This window comes from Streptomyces violaceusniger Tu 4113 (assembly GCF_000147815.2).
Classification (GTDB): domain Bacteria; phylum Actinomycetota; class Actinomycetes; order Streptomycetales; family Streptomycetaceae; genus Streptomyces; species Streptomyces violaceusniger_A.
Genome location: NC_015957.1, coordinates 3,410,763 through 3,428,938 on the forward strand (window position 1 = coordinate 3,410,763; position 18,176 = coordinate 3,428,938).

Genomic DNA, 18,176 nt, shown 5'->3' on the forward strand with positions numbered 1-18,176 from the left:
ATCGTGAGGTGGTGCGCGCAGCCGTCGTCGCACGACACCCGCCGAACCGGATCAGGAGTTACGGGTGGAGCCGCACACCACACCCGGGACCGCGCCGAAAGTACGTGCCCGCGCGGTGACCCGCACCTTCGGGCACGGAACCCGGCAGGTGCACGCCCTCGGACCACTCGACATGGACATCCAGCACGGGGAGTTCTGCTGCATCGTCGGCCCGTCCGGATGCGGCAAGTCCACGTTCCTGCGCATCGTCGCCGGACTCGTCCGCCCCAGCGGCGGTGAGGTCGAGCTGCGTGCGGGCCGGCGCCATCCGGCCGCGATGATCCCGCAGGACTACGGGATCTACGACTGGAAGACCGTGCTGGCCAACGTCCGCTTCGGCCTCGATGTGCAGCGCGTGCCACGCAAGGCCGCCGACGCGCGGGCCAGGGACTGGCTCCACCGGCTCGGTCTGGCCGACTTCGCCGACGCCTACCCCGCCACCCTGTCGGGCGGGATGCGGCAGCGGGTGGCGATCGCTCGCGCGCTCGCGGTGGAGCCGGAGGTGCTGCTGCTGGACGAACCGTTCGCCGCGCTCGACGCCCAGTTGCGCACCATCCTCCAGGACGAGCTGCTCGCGGTCTGCCAGGCGACCCGTACCACCGCGCTGTTCGTCACCCACAGCCTGGAGGAGGCGATCGTGCTCGGGGACCGGGTGGTGGTGATGTCGGCCAGGCCCGGCAGGGTGATCGCCGAACGCCACCCGCCGTTCGACCGCCCGCGCACCGGGGCGATGCGCCGCGCTCCCCGGTTCGCCGCGCTGCAGTCCGAGTTGTGGGAGCTGCTGCGCGATGAGGTCCAGCGGGCCGGGGCCGGTGCCGCCGCCCCGGCGGACCCGGTGGGGAAGCCCTCATGAAGGGCGAGAGCACGGCCGCCTCGACCCGGACCGCCCGGCCCGGTGCGGCGGACGGCGGGCCCGCCGAGACCGTGCTGGTGAGGCGCCCCGGACCGGGGGAGCGCGATCCCGTCCGCGCCCACCGGCGGCGCCGCGGCATCGAGCTGGCCCTCGCCCTCGCCGTCCCCTCCGCGCTGATCCTGCTGTGGCAGCTCGCCGCGGATCAGCACTGGATCGACTCGCGCATCTACCCCGCGCCGTCCACCATCGCGGCGGACGGCTGGCGGCGCGCCGCCGACGGCAAGCTGTGGCCGGACGTATGGGCCACGCTCCAGCGGGTGGTCGCCGGGTATGCGCTCGGCACGGCCGCGGGCTATCTCTTCGGGCTGGTGATGGGCGCGCTGCGGATGGTCCGCGCCGCGCTGGAACCGCTGCTCGACGCCCTGTACGTGGTGCCCAAGCTCGCGCTGCTCCCCGTGTTCCTCAATATGTTCGGCCTCGGTGAGGGCCCTCAGATCGCGCTCGTCGCGACCACCGTCTTCTTCTTCGTATGGATCTCCACGATGGCCGCCGTGATGGGCGTCGCCGAGGGCTACCGGGAGGCCGGGCAGGTGTTCGGCGCCGGTCCCTGGCAGATGTTCCGCCACGTCCTGCTGCCCGCCTCGCTGCCGCAGGTCCTGGTCGGCATGCGGGTCGCGTCCGGAGTGGCGGTGCTGGTCATCGTCGCCTCCGAGCAGATCGCCGCGAACGACGGCCTCGGCCATCTGATCTTCGACTCGCGGACGCTGTTCCAGAACGACGTGATGTTCGTCGGCATCGTCTGCGTGGCCGTGCTCGGCGTGGTCTTCTCCGAACTCGTCCGCTTCATCGGCCGTCGGCTCACTCCCTGGGCGCCACGGGACCGCGGCCGGCCCCGGCCCTGACCCTCACCCCGGCTCCGACCCCCAGCCCCGGAAGGCGACACCCATGGCCCGGAGACCCTCCCTCGCCCGCGCCCTGATCACGGGCGTGACCCTGTTCGGCGTCCTCGGCTCCCTCGCCGCCTGCGACGCCCAGACCTCGGGGTCGGCGCGCTCCGGCACACCGGGCAAGCCCCGCCCCATCACCCCCGTCGCGGGCTGCGCCAAGGGCTGGACCGACCCCGCCGACGCCTCCGCCGCCCGCGCGCCCGCCCGGTGCGCGCCCGGCGCGCCCGCGCCGAAGCCGCTGAAGAAGAAGACGAAGATCGTCGTCTCCGCCAGCACGCTGACCGCCGAGTACCTCGCGCCCCTGCGGATCGGCATGGAGAAGGGCGAGTTCGGCAAGGAGAAGCTCGACGTCGAACTGAAGCTGCTGCCCACCCCGGACGCGCTGCCGCTGCTCGCCAAGGGCGATATCGACGTCCAGTACGCGGCGCCGGAGGCCGCCGTGCTCAACGGCATCCGCCAGGGGTTCGCCATTCGCTGGGTCGCCGGCAACTTCACCCCCGCGCCCGGCTCCAAGAGCGGATTCTGGGCCAGGCTGAAACCGGGGGAGACGGCGGGCGAGGTCAGCCTCAAGGACCGCACGGTCGGCACGCTCATCGGCAAGGGCTCGGTCATCATGTACCCGATGGAGAAGGTGCTCGCCGCGCATCAGGCCGACGTGGACAGCGTCCGCTTCCAGCAGCTCGGCCCGGCCGAGGTCCTCACCTCGCTGAAGAACGGCGGAGTGGACGCGGCATGGCTGCTCGACCCGGTGTGGCGCCAGGTGGACGGCGCTACGCCTTCCTCGGTGGCCAGCCGCGCGGCGAACCGCTCGGCGGGCTGCTGTTCGGCCCCGATCTGCTGACCGGGGACCCGGACGCGGGGGTGGCGTTCCTGCGCGCCTACATCCGCACCGTCAACACCTACTTCGCCGGGGACTACAAGAAGGACAAGGCGTTCCTCGACGACCTCGGCGAAGCGCTCAAGACCGAGCCGGACACACTGGCCGCCGTGCCGTCGCTGCGCATGGACTGGGAGATCCGCGCGGGCACGGTGGACCGGCTGCAGAAGGCGTACGCCACCGCCGGGGTGGTCGAGGGCGACTCCCTGCCCGAGGACGAGGTCGTGGACCGCTCGTTCTACGCGGAGGCGGTCGGCCACAAGCCCTAGGCCCTCCTTTCCGGCCCGGCGGCGCGGGCACGCGCCCGCGCGGCGGGAGAGGAAACGGGGAACGGCGACGCGAAAGGCCCTTGCGCCGGGCCGCCGGCCTATAGTGCGCTGACCTCCATGAGGAGCATGAGGGGCATGAGGGGCATGAGCGTCATGAGGAAGCGGAGCCTGGCCACGCTGAGCGCCACCCTGGTCGTGGGCTCGCTCTGCGCGGGCGCGCCGCAACCGCGGGCGGAGGCCGCCGACTCCGGCGGCGGCGCCGATTCGTCCACCGGACTCGGGGTCGATCTCGACACGGTGACGATCCCCGAACTCCAGGCGCGCATGGCGGACGGCTCGCTGACCTCGTCGGCGCTGACCAGCACCTACCTGCGGCGGATCAGGGCCATCGACCCCACGATCCACGCGGTGCTGCGCACCGACCCGACCGCCCCGCGGCAGGCGGCCGCCAGCGACGCCAGGCACCGGCACGGCGCCACCCGTGGCCCGCTCGACGGCATCCCCGTCCTGCTCAAGGACAACGTGAACACCCGCGGCCTGCCCACGACCGCCGGATCGCTGGCACTGGCCGGCAGCCCGCCGGACACGGATGCCGCCCTGGTGACGCGACTGCGTGACGCGGGGGCGGTGATCCTCGGCAAGACCAACCTGTCCGAGTGGGCCAACTTCCGCGCCGCGAAGCCGACATCGGGGTGGTCGGCCGTGGGCGGGCAGACCAACAACCCCTACGTACTGGACCGGAACCCATGCGGATCGTCCGCCGGTTCGGGCGCCGCGCTCGCCGCGTCGCTGGCACAGGTGGCGATCGGTACCGAGACGGACGGCTCCATCGTGTGCCCGGCCGGGATGAACGGGGTGGTGGGCCACAAGCCCAGCCTCGGCCTCGTCAGCCAGGCCGGCGTGGTCCCGATCTCCGCCGAGCAGGACACCGCCGGGCCCATGGCGCGCAATGTGATCGACACCGCGCTCACCTTCTCGGTGCTCAGCGGCGGCCGCACCGCGGAGGGGCTGACCAACCCCGGCGCGCTGCGCGGCAAACGGATCGGTCTGTGGCGGCTGCCCTCGCTCGGCCCGGAGGTGGACGCCGTGATGACCCGGACCGCGAAGCGACTGCGTACCGCGGGAGCCGAGGTCGTCGAGGTGACGCCGCCGTATCAGCGGCGGCTGGCCGAGCTCGAATTCCCCGCGCTGCTCAGCGAGTTCCACCGGGACATCGACGCCTACCTCGCCACCCGCGAGGGGCCGCGCAACCTCGCCGAACTGATCGAATTCAACCGCACCCACCCGGCGGAGCAGACCTGCTTCGCAGGCCAGGAGCTGTTCGAGCAGGCCCTCGCCGCGCCTGCCACCACCGACCCGGAATACCGGGCCATGCGCGCCGAGTTGAAGGATCTCTCCCGGCGTTCCATCGACGAGACCATGGCCACCCACCACCTGGACGCCATCGCCTCGCCGACCAACCCGCCCGCCTGGACGACCGACTGCGCGCGGGGCGACAACGACGTGATCCCGTCCTCGACGCCCGCGGCGGTGGCCGGATATCCCTCCCTGTCGGTGCCCGCCGGGTTCGTGGACGAGCTGCCCGTGGGCCTGCTCCTGATGGCCGGTGACCACGAGGACACCGAGCTTCTCTCGCTGGGCGCCGCGGCTGAGCGGCGACTTCACGCCTGGCGGGCGCCGCGCTACCTGCCGTCGGTGGGAACCGGCGCCTCCCGCTGAGCGGTCCGGCCATGACGTCCGGCCCCCGGGACATGGGCCGGACGCCACCGTTCACCGACGAGATCGCGACATCTTCCGCCGCATCCGAACGCGCGTCGGAAAGTCTGTCCCAATGGCCATGGATTCTCGCGCTAGTGTGCGCGCGTGAGCCTTCATGTCGTCATAGGATTCGGGCCCGCCGGAGCGGCCACCGCTCGGCTGCTGGCCGAAAAGGGCCATTCGGTACGGGTCGTCACCACATCGGGCCGAAGCCCGGAGCCGGGCATCGAGCATGTCGCGCTGGACGCGACGGACAGCGCACGACTGACCGAGGCCGCGCAGGGCGCGGCCGCCATCTATAGCTGCGCCGCACCGCCCTACCACCGCTGGGCGAGCGACTGGCCGCCGCTGGCCTCGTCGCTCTGCGCGGCGGCCGAGGCGACCGGGGCCGTCCTGGTCGTCCTGGGCAACCTCTACGGGTACGGCCCGGTCGACGGCCCCATGACCGAGGAGCTGCCGCTCGCGGCGACCGGCACCAAGGGGCGGGTACGCGCCGCCGGGTGGGAGCAGGCGCGGGACCTCCATGAGCAAGGCCGGATCAAGGCGGTCGAGGTACGGGCGTCGGACTTCTTCGGGCCCGGAGTGACCGACGGCGGGCACCTGGCCGCGCGGGTCATGCCAAAGGTGCTGCGCGGCAAGCCGGTCTCCTCGCTCGGGGACCCGGACACCCCGCACAGTTGGAGCTATATCCCCGACGTGGCCGCCGCCCTGGCCGAGGTCGCGGGCGAGGAGCGGGCCTGGGGTCGGGCCTGGCACGTACCGACCGCGCCCGCGCGGTCCACCCGGGAGATGGTCGACCGCCTCGCCACACAGGCGGAAACCGGGCCGGTCGCGGTGCGCAGGCTGCCGTCCGCCGTGCTCGGTCTCGCCTCGCTGGTCTCCCCGCTGCTGCGTGAACTGAAGGAGGTCCGCTACCAGTTCGACCGTCCCTTCGTCGTGGACGCGAGCGCCTACGAAGCCGCGTTCGCGGTGCGCGCCACCCCCGTCGACGAGCAGGTCGAGGCGACGGTCGAGTGGTGGCGTGAGCGTCTGTCCACCGCCGGGTGACATCTGTGACAGCGAAGGGATCCCAAGTGGGTTCAGCGGGAACGCGGCGTGATGACGTCGCGATCGTGGGAATGGCCTGCCGGTTCCCGGGGGCACGTAACGTCAACCAGTACTGGCGGCTCCTCAACGAGCCGCGGGCGCAGTTCACAGCCGTCCCCGACTCGCGGTGGCGCACCGCCACCTTCCTCAGCGACAACTTACGCGACTCGTCCTCGGCCTATACGGACACCATGGCCCTGCTGCCGGATGTGGGCCACTTCGACGCGGCGCACTACGGCATCCCGCCACGGCGGGCCAGATCGATGGATCCGCAGGGCCGACTGCTGATCGACCTGGCCCGGGAGGCCATCCAGGACGCCGGATGGGAAGCCGAGGGCTTCGACCGCGAGGAGACCTCGGTGATCACGGCGCTCACCGAGAGCGGCTACCGCCAACTCAGCACCATGCAGATCCGGATGCGCCAGCTCACCGGCGGCGAGTTCGGGGCGCGGGCGAGCGACCCCCGGTGGCCGGAGGCGGTCCGCGCGGTGGACGGGCTGCACGGCTCCTCGGTGGCCGGGCTGCTGCTCAACATGGGGCCGAACACGGTCAGTTCGGTCTTCGATCTGCACGGCGAGAGCTATGCGCTGGACTCGGCGTGCTCCGGTGGACTCATGGCCGTGGCCAACGCCGTGTTCGCGCTGCGCGCGGGCCGGTGCCGGATCGCGCTCGCGGGCGGCGCCCAGTTGATCCTCGCCCCGGACCTGCTGGTGGGGCTGTGCCGGATCGGCGCCATCTCGCGCAGCGGCAGATGCCTGCCGTTCGGCGCGGAGGCCGACGGCTTCGTCCTGGGGGAGGGCGCCGGGGTCCTGGCGCTGCGCCCGCTGGCCGACGCGCTGGCCGCCGGTGACCGGGTCTACGCGGTGATCCGGGGCGTGGGCACGGCCAACGACGGGACCGTGCAGGGCGGCATGCACCCCCAGGCGGCCGGTCAGCTCAGGGCCCTGCGCCGGGCCTACCGCGACGCGGACCTGGCCCCGGACACGGTGGGATACCTCGAGGCGCACGGCACCGGGACCACGGTCGGCGATCCGGTCGAGGTCGGTGTTCTGCGGGAACTGCGGGGCGAGCGGGGCGCACCGGCCTTCCTCGGCGCGGTGAAGGCGGTGGTCGGGCACGCGCTCAACGCCGCGGGGATCGCCGGACTCGTCAAGACGGTGCTGGCCGTGCACCGGGGGGTGATACCGCCGCAGCCGGACTTCGACCTGGCCGACCGCTCCGGACTCGACGCCGCGCGGCTGACCATCCCGACGAAGCCGACCGGCTGGCCCGAGCCCGGGCAGCCGCGCCGGGCAGGCGTGAGCGCCTTCGGCTTCGGCGGCACCGGTGTCCATCTGGTGGTGGAGGAGTACGCCACGGCACCGGCCGGCCCCGCACCGGACGGCGGGCCGCGTCTGCTGGTGCTCAGCGCCCGCGACCGGGCCGGGCTGGCCCGTTACGCCCGGGAGCTGGCACACACCCTCGCCGAGGACCGGCCGCCGCTGGCCGGGGTGGCGGACACCCTGGCCCGCCGGGCTCCCCTCGCCGAACGCCTCGCCCTGGTGGCGGAGGACGCCGCCGACGCCGCCACCAGGCTGACCGCGGCGGCCGAGGCCGTGGCGGCCGGCCGCACCGGAGATCTCGGGGCCGGGCTGGTGGCCGGTACGGTGCCACCCGGTGAGCTGCCGGAGGCCGCCGTACCGGAGCCGGGCTCGCTGCCCGCCGACGCGCACTCGGCCGCACTGGCCCAGCTCGCACAGCGCGCGGTCACCGGCGCGGCGCTTCGCCCGCTGAGGGAGCGCATACCCCCCATCACCCTGCCGCCGAGCCCGCTCGCCCCGCGCCACCACTGGGTGGTGGACGAGTCGGCACGCGCTCCCGAGGAAGAGGACACCGCCCACGCCCTCGGGGCCGTGGGGGAGGGCCGGACCGGGCCGGTGGGCTCGCCCGCGGCGGGGCGGGGCGGCGGGGCGTCCGCCGGGTCCATCGTGCTCGAAGAGCTGTCGCGGACCGGCGTCTTCCCGCTCGCCGATCTGACCGAGCGGATGCGGTTGGTGACCGACCTCGGCTTCGACTCCCTGATGCTGCAGGAGCTGGAGGTCAACATCGGCAAGCGGATACCGGGATTCCGCACCGAGGAGATCTTCTCGCCCGACCTCACCGTGGAACGGCTCGTCGCGCTGGTCGATCCGCACCTCGCGCACGAGCCGGCCGCCGGTGCGCCGCTGCCCCAGCAGACGCCGGCGGACTGGGACGCGGCGAGTGCCTGCGCCGATGACTTCCCCGAGGTGCGGCAGTTCGAGGAGCGCTTGAGCGCGATCGTCGGCAGTGGCGCGGACTTCCCCTATTTCCGGGTCCATCAGGGCAACATCCGCGACACGACCGTGATCGACGGACGGCCGTATCTGTCCTTCGGCAGCTACAACTACCTGGGGCTCTCCGGCCATCCGGCGGTCAACGAGGCCGTGCACCGGGCGGTGGACCGGTACGGCACCTCGGTCTCCGCGAGCCGGGTGCTCTCCGGCGAACGGGAGCTGACCGTACGGCTGGAGCGGGCGCTCGCCGATTTCCTCGGCGTCCCGGACTGCCTGGCGCTGGTCAGCGGCCACGCCACCAATGTCACCGCGATAGGGCATCTCGTCGGCGCGCGGGACCTCGTGGTGCACGACGCGCTCGCCCACGACAGCATCCTCCAGGGCTGCGCCTTGTCCGGGGCGGCGCGGCGCCCGTTCCCGCACAACGACATCGACGGGCTGGAGGACGCGCTGCGGCGCAACCGGTCCCGCTTCAGACGGGTGCTGATCGCCGTCGAGGGCGCCTACAGCATGGACGGCGATCTGGTCGACCTGCCCGCCGTGATCGAGCTGAAGCGGCGCTACGGCGCGCTGCTGATGGTCGATGAGGCGCACAGCATCGGCACCGTGGGCGAACGCGGCCGTGGCGTGGGCGAGTTCTTCGGTGTCGACCGGTCCGGTGTGGATCTGTGGATGGGCACGCTCTCCAAGACGTTCGCCAGTTGCGGCGGCTATCTCGGCGGTTCGGCCCGGATGGTGCGGTGGCTGCGGCATACGCTGCCCGGCTTCGTCTACAGCGTCGGCCTGACCCCCGCCAACGCGGCCGCGGCGCTGGCCGCCACCGAGCTGATCCTCGCGGAACCGCACCGGGTGGCCGCCCTGCGGCGCAATGCGGAGCTCTTCCTGGGCCTGGCCGCCGCGGCCGGTCTGACGACCGGCTCCAGCGCCCACACGCCGATCGTGCCGTGTGTCCTCGGCGACTCGGCGCGGACCCTGCGCATCGCGGACCGGCTGTTCGACCGCGGTGTCATCGCCGATCCGATCTTCCACCCGGCCGTCGAGGAGGGGCTCGCCAGGCTGCGGTTCTTCGTCACCAGCGAGCACCGCGAGGACGACATCCGGCGCACCGTGGCGATCCTGGCCGAGGAGGTGGCAGCCACCGGGGGATGAGGGGGACACCGTCGGATCCACGTCAGATCAGGGTGCGTTCGATCCGGCTGAGCATGGCCTCCTGCCCGGATTCCCCGGAGTTCTCGGCCGGGGCGGTGCCGTGCCGCTCCTCGGTGCCGCCCACCCGCTGGGAGAGCAGATAGGCGATGATCTCCGCCTCCTGCTCCTGGACGTCGTCGTAGGTCGCGCGCAGGAGCATGTCACGCACGAGGTCGGGGTCGAGGTTGGGGAAGAGGAGGCGGGCGCTCGCCTCGTCCAGCCAACCCGCCCCGCGATGGCAGCAGATGATGTGGCCCAGCTCATGCAAGATGATGTGCTCCTGATGCGCGCTGGTCGTGTTGGCGTCGTAGAAGATGAGGTCCTCGTCGTGGGCGGCGACCCACATGCCGCACGGGTGCGTCGCGGGCATCTGCATCGGGACCAGCGTGATGGGGCGGCCGCGGACCTCACCGAGATAGCGGCAGAGCTCGGCCACATCGGCCATCTCCGGCAGGTCGAGGTCGGCGATCCGCCGCGCGCCGGCCTTCCGGAGCTTCTTGAGCTGACTGCGCCGGTCGTGGTCGGCCGACCGTCTCTTGTTGGCGCCTCTCACTCAGCCGCACCCCTCATTCCTGGTCCGAGGTGTCGGTGACGGGCGGAAGGCCCTGCAACTGCCGGTACTGGTCCATGATGGTCGTGATGGCCTCGAGGTTCTCCTTCTTCATCCCCGCCGCGCGCATCGCCACGGCGCGCACCCCGGCCTGCCGGAGCGCCTCGATGGCGGCGACCTCGCTGAGCACCGACTCGGCGACCTGGTCGTCGAAGAAGTAGGCCACCGACACGCCGAAGAAGCGCGCCAGGGCGGCCAGCAGGTCCGGTGAGGGATTGGAGCGCTTGCCCGTCCGCAACTGCGACAGATACACACCCCCGACCTTGAGCTCGGGGTTGGCCCGCTTCAGCTCCTCCGCCACCTCGGCGTTGGTCCAGTGCTTGCCCTTGGGACGAACCGTCTTGAAGAGGTTGTCCAGACGCACTGCCAGCGTGGGCCGGTCGTCGGTCTCGGACATGCGAATCTCCCTCCCTCACCTCCTCGGCTTTGCCCCCGGCTAATCGTCAGTTTCGCAGATTAGCGGTCAGTTGACAATCTGGCCCAACTCCGCCAACGTAGACCTCGTCGATAGCTGCCAGCTAACTCCGCTCACGGGGGTGGCCGAGTAGGTTGTCAGTCCTATCGGCCCGGCTCGGCCCGGCTTTCAGGGCTGTGCCGAGCTGGGCCGGGCGGGGGCCACCCGCTCGGCCCGGAAGAGGAAAACGGGGGAATCACGGGGGAAATCCCGCTCGGCCTGACGGGGGCAGACCGGGCGGGATCCCTCTCTCAGCGCGCTTTGGCGAGCCGCCGGTAGGCGGATGCCACCTTGGTGAGCCAGACGACCTCGGCGGTGAAGTTGTCCGTGTCGCGGTCCTCGAAGTCGCCGGTGTCCGCGTTGTCATCGGGAATGGTGCCGGTGCGCTTGGCGTGCAGGGCCTGCCTGATCTGCGCCGCTTCGGCGAACGCCTGCCGGGACTCCTCGCTCCCCTTGGGGCCCGCCTGCCCGTCGCCGCCCGAGGTGCGGTCGATGTAGGGGCGCAACTCCCGTCGGCCGTCCCGTATTTCGATCACCCGCCGGTGGAGCCGGTAGTTGAGGTCGGAGACCGCGGCCCCCGGCGGCTCCAGGACGATGTCCGGGGAGGACTCGTACAGATCCCGCCACAGCGGATACAGGGCCCGGTAGGACCGGTAACCGCGCGCCCACTCCAGCAGTTTGGTGGCCGAGGGCCCCCAGGAGGAGATCGTCAGGGCGAGCGAGAGGGTGACGATGCCCAGCGCGCTGAAGACGGAGGCGGCCAGCGTCCAGCCGCCGATGTCGAGCCCGCCCGCGGCCGTGAGGATGTTGACCACCCTGGCCAGGCAGTAGAGGAAGAGGATCAGCGCGGCGACGGAGAGCATCCGCAGCGCCTGCCCCAGCGAGGTCCTGCCCGCCATCCGGGCGTAGGGCACGCACTGGCGCAGGATGGTCACACACGGAACCGCCTGGGAGACCATGAAGACCAGGAGGTAGGTGAGGATCAGCGGCCGGCCGCTGCCGGTGTTGAAGTCCTCGGCCGGCCGCCCGGGGCCGTCGGCGATGAAGAACAGCGCCGTCAGCAGCGCGTCGAGGGCGATGCCGGTGAGCAGCCAGTAGCGGGCCCTGCGCCCCGACTCCTCGGTGGCGGACGCCCAGTGCAGCAGGATGATCTGCGCGCTGACGCAGAAGGCGACCGCCGACAGATGCATCACCAGGATCGCGAGGTTGCCGACGCCCAGGAAGCGCTCGCTCCCCATGGCGAAGGCACCCATCGTGAAGGTGAGGCACTGCAGCAGCAGGGTGATCACGAGGGTGCGGTAGGCGGTGTCCCGCCAGCTACGCCTGATCTGGAACAGTCGGTAGATCAGCGCGGCATACGACGAGAGCGCCGCGATGACGAAGCAGAGAGTCTTGATGGTGGTCACGGCCCTTTCCCCCACAGGTGCCGAACGGTTCAGTCGGTGTGCTCGCCCAAGGGAACCACGAGTCCGATTCCTTCGGCCGCCACCGCGACGGCGTAGTCGAAGAACGCGGTCTCGTCCCGGACGCTGTCATGGGTACGGCTGAAGACCTGGAAGACCAGGAGCCCGACCAGGCTGCTCCACAGCACGATGCCGCGCTCGATGAGGTCCGAGAACGGAGCCTCGGGCACCCCGCCGAACAGCGCCTCGGCGTCCGGCAGAAGCAGCGGCGGCCCCGGCACCTGCCGCCGGGGCGCGGTGAGCTCACCGGCCTCCAGCGCCGAACGCACGATGCCGGCCAGCACCGCGGGGGTGCGTGAGGCGGGCGGGACCGTGTCCTGCGGGGCGTGGAAGTCGGGCACGGGCGAGCCGTAGACCAGCGTGAACTCGGCGGGGTTGGCGAACGACCACCGGCGCAGCGCGCGGGTGGCCGCGAGGAGCCGCGCGCCCGCCGGCGCGCCGGCCTCCCTGGCGGCCTGATCGGCCTGCTCCATCGCGGCGCCGGAGTCGTTGTAGGCGTCGATGAGCAGCGCGGTCAGCAGGTCGTCCCGATGCGGAAAGACGGCTTCCACATCGCTGACGGCGAGTCCGCCCTCACGGGCGACGGCGTCCAGGGTCAGCCCTCCGGCCCCCAGTTTCACCAGCAGTTGGCGTGCGGCGGTCTTGATGACCGCCCGCGGCCTGGTGTTTTCATCGGCGGAAGCTGTTCTGGAAACATCCATGGGCCAAACCGTACCGGTGCGACCGTGCTTCGCGCCCTGTGGACCCTCACCCTTCAGGGGTCTTCGCGGCTATGGTGAGCGGGAGGTGAGGGGTTGCACGGGGCTCGGCGGGGAACGCGCGCCGATGCCGCGAGGGAGGGGCTGCTGTGGACGGCGGCACGGTGGGGCTGCGGATCGCATCGGCAGTGGTCGTGCCGGTGGTCAAACGGCTGCTGCTGCCGCCCGCGAGCGCGCCGGGGGCGGAGTACGGCGAGCGGCCCGTGCCGATCCGCCGGCTGGTGTCCTTCGCCCGGGAGCACCGCACCCTCACCGAGGACGATCTGCACAAGCTCGCCCGGGAGTTGGTCCGCCGCGCCGTGCGGGCCGCCGGGCCGCACGATCCGCCGATCGGCGCCGACGAGCACGACTCCGTCGGGCAGGCGCTGACCCGCACCCTGCATGCCCTCGGCGATCTCGACATGGACGACGTCCACGCCTTCGCGCTCGGCCCCGAGCGGCTGGCCGCGGAGCTGTCCCGGCGCGCGGGCCCCGACACGCGCAGGCTGCTGAGCGACGACGCCGCCCGCTTCCACGACCGGCTCCTGGAGACGGCCTGCCTCCATCTCATGCGCTTCTTCAGCCAGCGGCCCGGATTCGCGGCCCGAGCCCAGATCGAGCAGAGCCGCGAGATCCGGGAGCAGAGCGAGAAATTGGACTCAATCCTGCGGCGGCTGCCGGACATCAGCCACCAGGACATCCAGTTCGAGGAGGAGTACGCGCGCTACGTCGTCGAGTGCCACGGCAGGCTCACGATCTACGGCGTCGACCTCCGCGAACCGGACGGCCAGGACTGGCCGCTGGAGACCGCCTATCTGAGCCTGGAGGCCAGGCCGTACCGCGACGGCACCGACCGGGTCCCGGTGGTGAACGGCGAGCCGGGCGCCGACCGGGACACCGAGGCCGAGCGGGCCGCGGGCCCGGCCGAGGCGGTCTTCGCCAGCCATGAGCGCGTCCTGCTGCGCGGCGTCGCCGGCACCGGCAAGACCACCCTCGTCCAGTGGCTGGCCCTCTCCACGGCGCAGCAGGAGCGGGTCCCGGGCGGGCTCTCGCAGCTCTTCGGGCGCGTCCCCTTCGTCCTGCCGCTGCGCACCCTGGCGCGCAGGGACGCCGAGCTGCCCATGCCCGATGACTTCCTGCGCTGGATCGGCTGCCCGCTGGTGGGCACCGAGCCCGACGGCTGGGCCGCGCGGGTGCTGCGGCACGGGCGCGGCGTGCTCCTGATCGACGGGGCCGACGAGATCCCGAAGGACGACCGGACCCGCGTGCGGGCCTGGCTGAAGAAGCTGCTCGCCGTCTTCCCCGGCAATCTGTGGCTGCTCACCTCCCGCCCCTCGGCCCTCGAACGGGGCTGGCTGGCCCGCGAGGGCTTCCAGGAGTTCGCGCTCGCCGCGATGCGGCCCGCCGACATGAAGCAGTTCATCCGGCGCTGGCACACCGCGGCCGGAGCCTCGCAGGAGCTCGGCGAGTCGCTCTCGCTGTCGCTGCGCAGCAGCCCCGAGCTGAGCCGCCTGGCGACCAATCCGCTGATGTGCGGCCTGATCTGCGCCCTGCACCGGGAGCGGCGCGGCTTCCTGCCCCAGGGCCGCGCCTCCCTCTACGAGGCGGCGCTCTCCATGCTCCTGGAGCGGCGCGACCTGGAGCGCGAGGTCTACGGCCGCGGCCGTCCGGCCCTGGACCAGAAGTCGGCCACCGAGCCGCTCCAGAGGCTCGCCTACTGGCTGATCCGCAACGAGCGGACGCAACTGGACCGTCCCGACGCGGTGAACGTGGTGCGGCGGCTGCAGCCCTCCGTCCCCCGCCTCGCGGACGTCGGAACGGCGGAGGAGGCCCTGCAGCATCTGCTGGAGCGCTCCGGTCTGCTGCGCGAACCGGCCCCGGGCGCGGTCGACTTCATCCACCGCACCTTCCAGGACTTCCTGGGCGCCAGGGCCGTGCTGGAAGAGCGCGATATGGGCATGCTGGTGAACAACGCACACCTGGACCAGTGGGAGGACGTGGTGCAGATGGCCGTCGCACAGGCTCGCCACCAAGAGCGTGCCGACCTGCTGACCCGCCTGCGCGAGCGGGGTGACCGGGAGCAGGACACCACGGTCCAGGCGCGGCTGCGGCTCCTCGCCCTCGCCTCCCTCGAACAGGCCACCCGCCTGGAGCCGACGGTGCGCGAGGCCATCGAGGACCGGGCCGCCCGGCTGCTGCCGCCGCGCAGCCTGCGGGAGGCCAGGTCACTGGCGCAGACGGGCCCGCTGCTCCTCGGCCTGCTGCCCGACGCCAAGGACCTGGAGGGCGACGAGGAACTGGCCACCGTCCACGCGATCTGTCAGATCGGCGGGGACGCCGCCATCCCCAGGCTCCGGGAGTTCCTGGGCACCGGCCAGCCCGCGGTGCGCGCCCAACTCCTCGCCCACTGGGACCGGTTCGACACCGAGGTGTACGCGGAGGAGATCGTACGGCCACTCCTCGACACCGCCCCCCAGGAGATCGTCACGGTGCGCTCGCCCGCCGAGCTGGAGGCGCTGCGCACCATCTCCGGCTATCAACGCGTGGGCCTGCACGGCGACTTCGCCCCGGAGGACATCCGCGCCTCGCTCGACCCGCGCCACCTGCGCGAGCTGCGCCTGCGCAACACCCTGCAGCTCGAGGACCTCACCCTGCTCTCCGCCTACCCCGAGCTGGAGACGGTCGCCCTGCAGGGATGCCGGAACGTCAAGGACCCCACGCCGCTGACCCGGCTGCCCCGGCTGCGGAGGCTGGAGCTGCGGGACCTCCCGCAGTTCGAGCCCCTGCTGAAGCTGGCCGACTGTCCTCGGCTGGAGGGGCTGCTCGTCGGGCCGGAGGTGCCCTGGCGGGGTCTGCCCGACCTCCCGCGCCCCGCCGAGCTGCGGCTGCTCTCCCTGCCGTCGTCGGCGGCGCAGCTCGCGGGGATCGTGGAGTGCCGGGGGCTGGAGGAGCTGCGTCTGCAGGACGCCAGCGAGCGCCTGGCGCCGGACGAATGGGGCTCCCTCGTCGCCGAGTTGCCGAAGCTGCGCAAGCTGACGCTCTCCCCGCAGCAGTTGAGCATGCTGCTGTTCGCCCCCCGCACCGAGATCCCGCAGGTCACGCACCTGGATGTATGGGCCAGGGCCGGTGCCGCGGTTCCGCTGCGGCGGATAGCCCGGCGCCTTCCCGGGCTCGAGGAGATCCATCTGTCGCAGGTCGCGGAGCTCGATCTCGCCTCCCTCGCCGGACTGCCCCGGCTGCGCCGGGTGCGGCTCGTCTACCCGGGCGAGATCCGCGGCGCGGACTCGCTCCCCGACAGCGTGGAACTCGACATCTACCCGCACCCCTGACCGGCACCACCGCACACCCGGCACACACCCGGCTCACACCGGTGCCGCGATTACCTGGTGGGATGTTTACCCAACGGGTAAGTTCATGAATGTAGGCGTAGTTGGTACGGATGTCAGCGGCTGATGTCTCGGGGGAGCGGTGCCGCCCGTCTCCGAGGTCACGGCTGCCGGGCAGCAGAGGACGACTGAGGCGGGACGCAGCAGGATGCGCGTATCGGAAGGGTCACCGCTCTATGGCCGGGACCCTCTGCTGCGCTCGCTCGTTCCCCGGCTGACGGGCCTGGCCTACGACGAGCGGTCCCGGGTGGGCCGGGAGCACCAGGGCGATCTGCCCGTGGTGCTGGTGACGGGATACCACGGCATGGGGCGCAGCGCGGTGCTCGAAGAGCTCGCCGCGCGCTACCGGGACCGGCTGCCGCTGGCCCACGTCCGCGCCGTGGCCACCGAATCCGAGACCTTCCCGCCCGCCCCGGCCGACGGCCGCGCCCCCACCGCCTCGACCCTCGTCGAGATCCTCGCGGAGCTGGTGTGCGGGCTCGCCCCCGATGTGCGCCGCCGCTTCCCCGTCCTGGTGCCCGGCCTGTTCGCCGTCTCCGGCTGGTACCGCGGCAACGGCGAGCAGCGGGACGTGGCGTGCCTGACGTTCGCCCGGCTGCTGCTCGCCTGCCGCCTCGCCGACGGTGATGAGAACGCGCTGAGACACGCCTGGGCCACCGCCGTCGAAAGCCGTCTGGAGACGATCGGCGCACAGACCGACGCGGAGTGGGGCCGGGATTCGGTCACCGCCGCCGTGGTGGCGGAGTACACCGACCGGTATCAGCCGGCCGCGGCACAGGAGTGGTACCGGCGGCGCTTCCCACGCGGCGCTGACGGCCAGGATCCGCTGGTGCTGCTCGGGGAGTGGTTCCAGCGCGGCGGCGACTACCGGCACGCGGCCGAGCAGTCCCTGATGGCCGCCTTCCTCCACGATGTCGCCTCCTCCTACGGCAGGCTGCAACGCTGGAACCGGGAGCCCTGGCCGCTCATCCTGCTCGACGACGCCCACTGCCCGCCGGGGCAGGACTTCCTCGACCTGCTGCTCGAACACCGCGCGATGGCCGAACGCCACGACCACGAGGAGCTCGTCGTCGTGGCCACCCGCCTCGGCGGCTTACCGGAGAACGCGTCCGCCGCCATCCGCCGCGACCTGCCCGACCTGGTGAAGTCCTCCGGCTGGCAGCGCAAGGGCCTGGCCCCGTCCGCCGGCCTGCTCGCCGTCCCGCTCACCCCGCTGAGCCGGGACGACATCCTGCCTCTCCTGGTGCCGGACTGGCCCGCCCGGCCGCTCCACCCCTATCTGGCCTCCGCCGTGCACTCCCTGACCGGCGGGCATCCCGCGGTGACCACCGTCCTGTGCGCGGCGGTCCTGGACGCCACCAAGCGGGGCCGCGGCGTGGGCCCGCGCGACCTCCTCGAACTCCACGCGAAGGACGGCCGCGCCGTCACCGAAGCACTCCTGGAGCGGCTGCTTCCCAACCGGCGCCAGCGCGACCGGCTGACCCTGCTCTCGCTCGCCCGCGACAGCACCGCCGCGGAGGCGCTGGCCGAGAATCTGCGCCTCCAGGGCCCGGACCAGTTGCCCGCCAACTCCGCCACCGACTACCTCGAAGAGCAGCAGTGGCAGCAACTCACCCCGCCCGACCAGCCGTTGGTTACCGACGCACTGCTGCGGACGCTGCTCGTGCACGAGGCGCGCCGCACCTCGTCACGGGCCGAGGACGGCCGTAGCTGGCAGGACATCCACCGCTTCCTGCGGATGCACCACGCCCAGCGCGGGGAGAGCGGCGAGGCGGACGCCCTGCGGCACACCCTCGCGGCCGGAAACGCGGAGACGGTGGTGGCCATGCTGACGGAGGAGTTCCAGTCCGAGAAGGACGCCCACGCCGCCGCCCACTGGCTGCTGTGCCTGCGGTACGCCGCCACCGCGCCCACCCCACCGGCCGCGGAGTGGACCGACGAACGGATGCAGATCGCCCTCGGCGCGCACGACGGCCGGTACGCCGAACTGCATGAGATCGAGCGCTGTGTGAACCGGCTGCTGCACGCCCTGTGGCATGTGTCCGAGCCGCACGCCGAGCCGGACCCCGATATGTGCAAGGCGGTCGGCGAAGAGCTGGCCTACCTCTCCCCGCGCCACCCGTCCTGGCACGCCGTCCTGGGTCAGGCCGCCCGCAGTTGGCCTGCGGCGGCACGGAAGAAGCGCCCCTTCCCTATCTCCGGTCAGTGAGGAAGC

The 18,176-nt window shown here is 72.3% G+C and carries 11 protein-coding genes and 1 pseudogene; 8 read left to right on the forward strand and 4 right to left on the reverse strand.

The window, feature by feature from the left end; all coding sequences use genetic code 11:
• The first annotated feature begins 64 nt into the window (after positions 1-64).
• The 6 genes and pseudogenes from STRVI_RS14665 to STRVI_RS14690 all read left to right on the forward strand — a co-directional run bounded on the left by STRVI_RS14665 (position 65) and on the right by STRVI_RS14690 (position 9,272).
• Positions 65-892, forward strand: a complete 828-nt coding sequence (locus STRVI_RS14665; RefSeq protein ID WP_014056436.1) for an ABC transporter ATP-binding protein — start codon at positions 65-67, stop codon at positions 890-892.
• Positions 889-1,794, forward strand: coding sequence for an ABC transporter permease (locus STRVI_RS14670; RefSeq protein WP_014056437.1), 906 nt, complete (start codon positions 889-891; stop codon positions 1,792-1,794). Before STRVI_RS14665 ends, STRVI_RS14670 begins: the two co-directional genes overlap by 4 nt.
• Before the next feature lie 43 nt (positions 1,795-1,837).
• Positions 1,838-2,985 (forward strand): annotated as a pseudogene (locus STRVI_RS14675) (ABC transporter substrate-binding protein).
• A gap of 153 nt (positions 2,986-3,138) precedes the next feature.
• The gene (locus STRVI_RS14680) at positions 3,139-4,704 is read left to right on the forward strand and encodes an amidase family protein (protein ID WP_043235924.1); all 1,566 of its coding nucleotides are present in this window, start codon (positions 3,139-3,141) and stop codon (positions 4,702-4,704) included.
• Between the two features lie 144 nt (positions 4,705-4,848).
• Positions 4,849-5,790: an NAD-dependent epimerase/dehydratase family protein gene (locus tag STRVI_RS14685; RefSeq protein ID WP_014056439.1), complete on the forward strand. Its 942-nt coding sequence runs from the start codon at positions 4,849-4,851 to the stop codon at positions 5,788-5,790.
• A gap of 71 nt (positions 5,791-5,861) precedes the next feature.
• Positions 5,862-9,272, forward strand: coding sequence for an aminotransferase class I/II-fold pyridoxal phosphate-dependent enzyme (locus STRVI_RS14690; RefSeq protein ID WP_014056440.1), 3,411 nt, complete (start codon positions 5,862-5,864; stop codon positions 9,270-9,272).
• A 22-nt stretch (positions 9,273-9,294) separates the two neighbouring features.
• Here the strand turns inward: STRVI_RS14690 and STRVI_RS14695 are convergent, their stop codons facing one another.
• The 4 genes from STRVI_RS14695 to STRVI_RS14710 form a co-directional block, all read right to left on the reverse strand.
• On the reverse strand, positions 9,295-9,864 hold the full coding sequence (locus tag STRVI_RS14695) for a toxin (protein ID WP_014056441.1): 570 nt from the start codon (positions 9,862-9,864) through the stop codon (positions 9,295-9,297).
• A gap of 13 nt (positions 9,865-9,877) precedes the next feature.
• Positions 9,878-10,318 (reverse strand): helix-turn-helix domain-containing protein, encoded by a 441-nt coding sequence (locus tag STRVI_RS14700; protein ID WP_014056442.1) that lies wholly within the window; start codon positions 10,316-10,318, stop codon positions 9,878-9,880.
• Between the two features lie 308 nt (positions 10,319-10,626).
• A complete protein-coding gene (locus STRVI_RS14705) occupies positions 10,627-11,781 on the reverse strand; it encodes an MAB_1171c family putative transporter (RefSeq protein WP_014056443.1) in 1,155 nt (384 codons plus the stop codon).
• Between the two features lie 29 nt (positions 11,782-11,810).
• Complete coding sequence (locus tag STRVI_RS14710; protein WP_014056444.1) at positions 11,811-12,539, reverse strand: TetR/AcrR family transcriptional regulator; 729 nt, start codon at positions 12,537-12,539, stop codon at positions 11,811-11,813.
• A gap of 146 nt (positions 12,540-12,685) precedes the next feature.
• On the opposite strand from STRVI_RS14710, the gene STRVI_RS14715 reads away from it, so the two are divergent.
• Positions 12,686-15,904, forward strand: a complete 3,219-nt coding sequence (locus STRVI_RS14715) for an NACHT domain-containing protein (protein ID WP_014056445.1) — start codon at positions 12,686-12,688, stop codon at positions 15,902-15,904.
• Between the two features lie 205 nt (positions 15,905-16,109).
• Positions 16,110-18,170: an ATP-binding protein gene (locus tag STRVI_RS14720; RefSeq protein ID WP_014056446.1), complete on the forward strand. Its 2,061-nt coding sequence runs from the start codon at positions 16,110-16,112 to the stop codon at positions 18,168-18,170.
• The last annotated feature ends 6 nt before the right edge of the window (positions 18,171-18,176 follow it).

What these genes read in the sequence shown, in the direction of transcription:
- STRVI_RS14670 (WP_014056437.1), top strand. Translation starts at nt 889, where the DNA reads ATGAAGGGCGAGAGCACGGCCGCCTCGACCCGGACCGCCCGGCCCGGT.
- STRVI_RS14680 (WP_043235924.1), top strand. Translation starts at nt 3,139, where the DNA reads ATGAGGAAGCGGAGCCTGGCCACGCTGAGCGCCACCCTGGTCGTGGGC.
- STRVI_RS14690 (WP_014056440.1), top strand. Translation starts at nt 5,862, where the DNA reads ATGGCCTGCCGGTTCCCGGGGGCACGTAACGTCAACCAGTACTGGCGG.
- STRVI_RS14700 (WP_014056442.1), bottom strand. Translation starts at nt 10,318, where the DNA reads ATGTCCGAGACCGACGACCGGCCCACGCTGGCAGTGCGTCTGGACAAC.
- STRVI_RS14710 (WP_014056444.1), bottom strand. Translation starts at nt 12,539, where the DNA reads ATGGATGTTTCCAGAACAGCTTCCGCCGATGAAAACACCAGGCCGCGG.
- STRVI_RS14720 (WP_014056446.1), top strand. Translation starts at nt 16,110, where the DNA reads ATGCGCGTATCGGAAGGGTCACCGCTCTATGGCCGGGACCCTCTGCTG.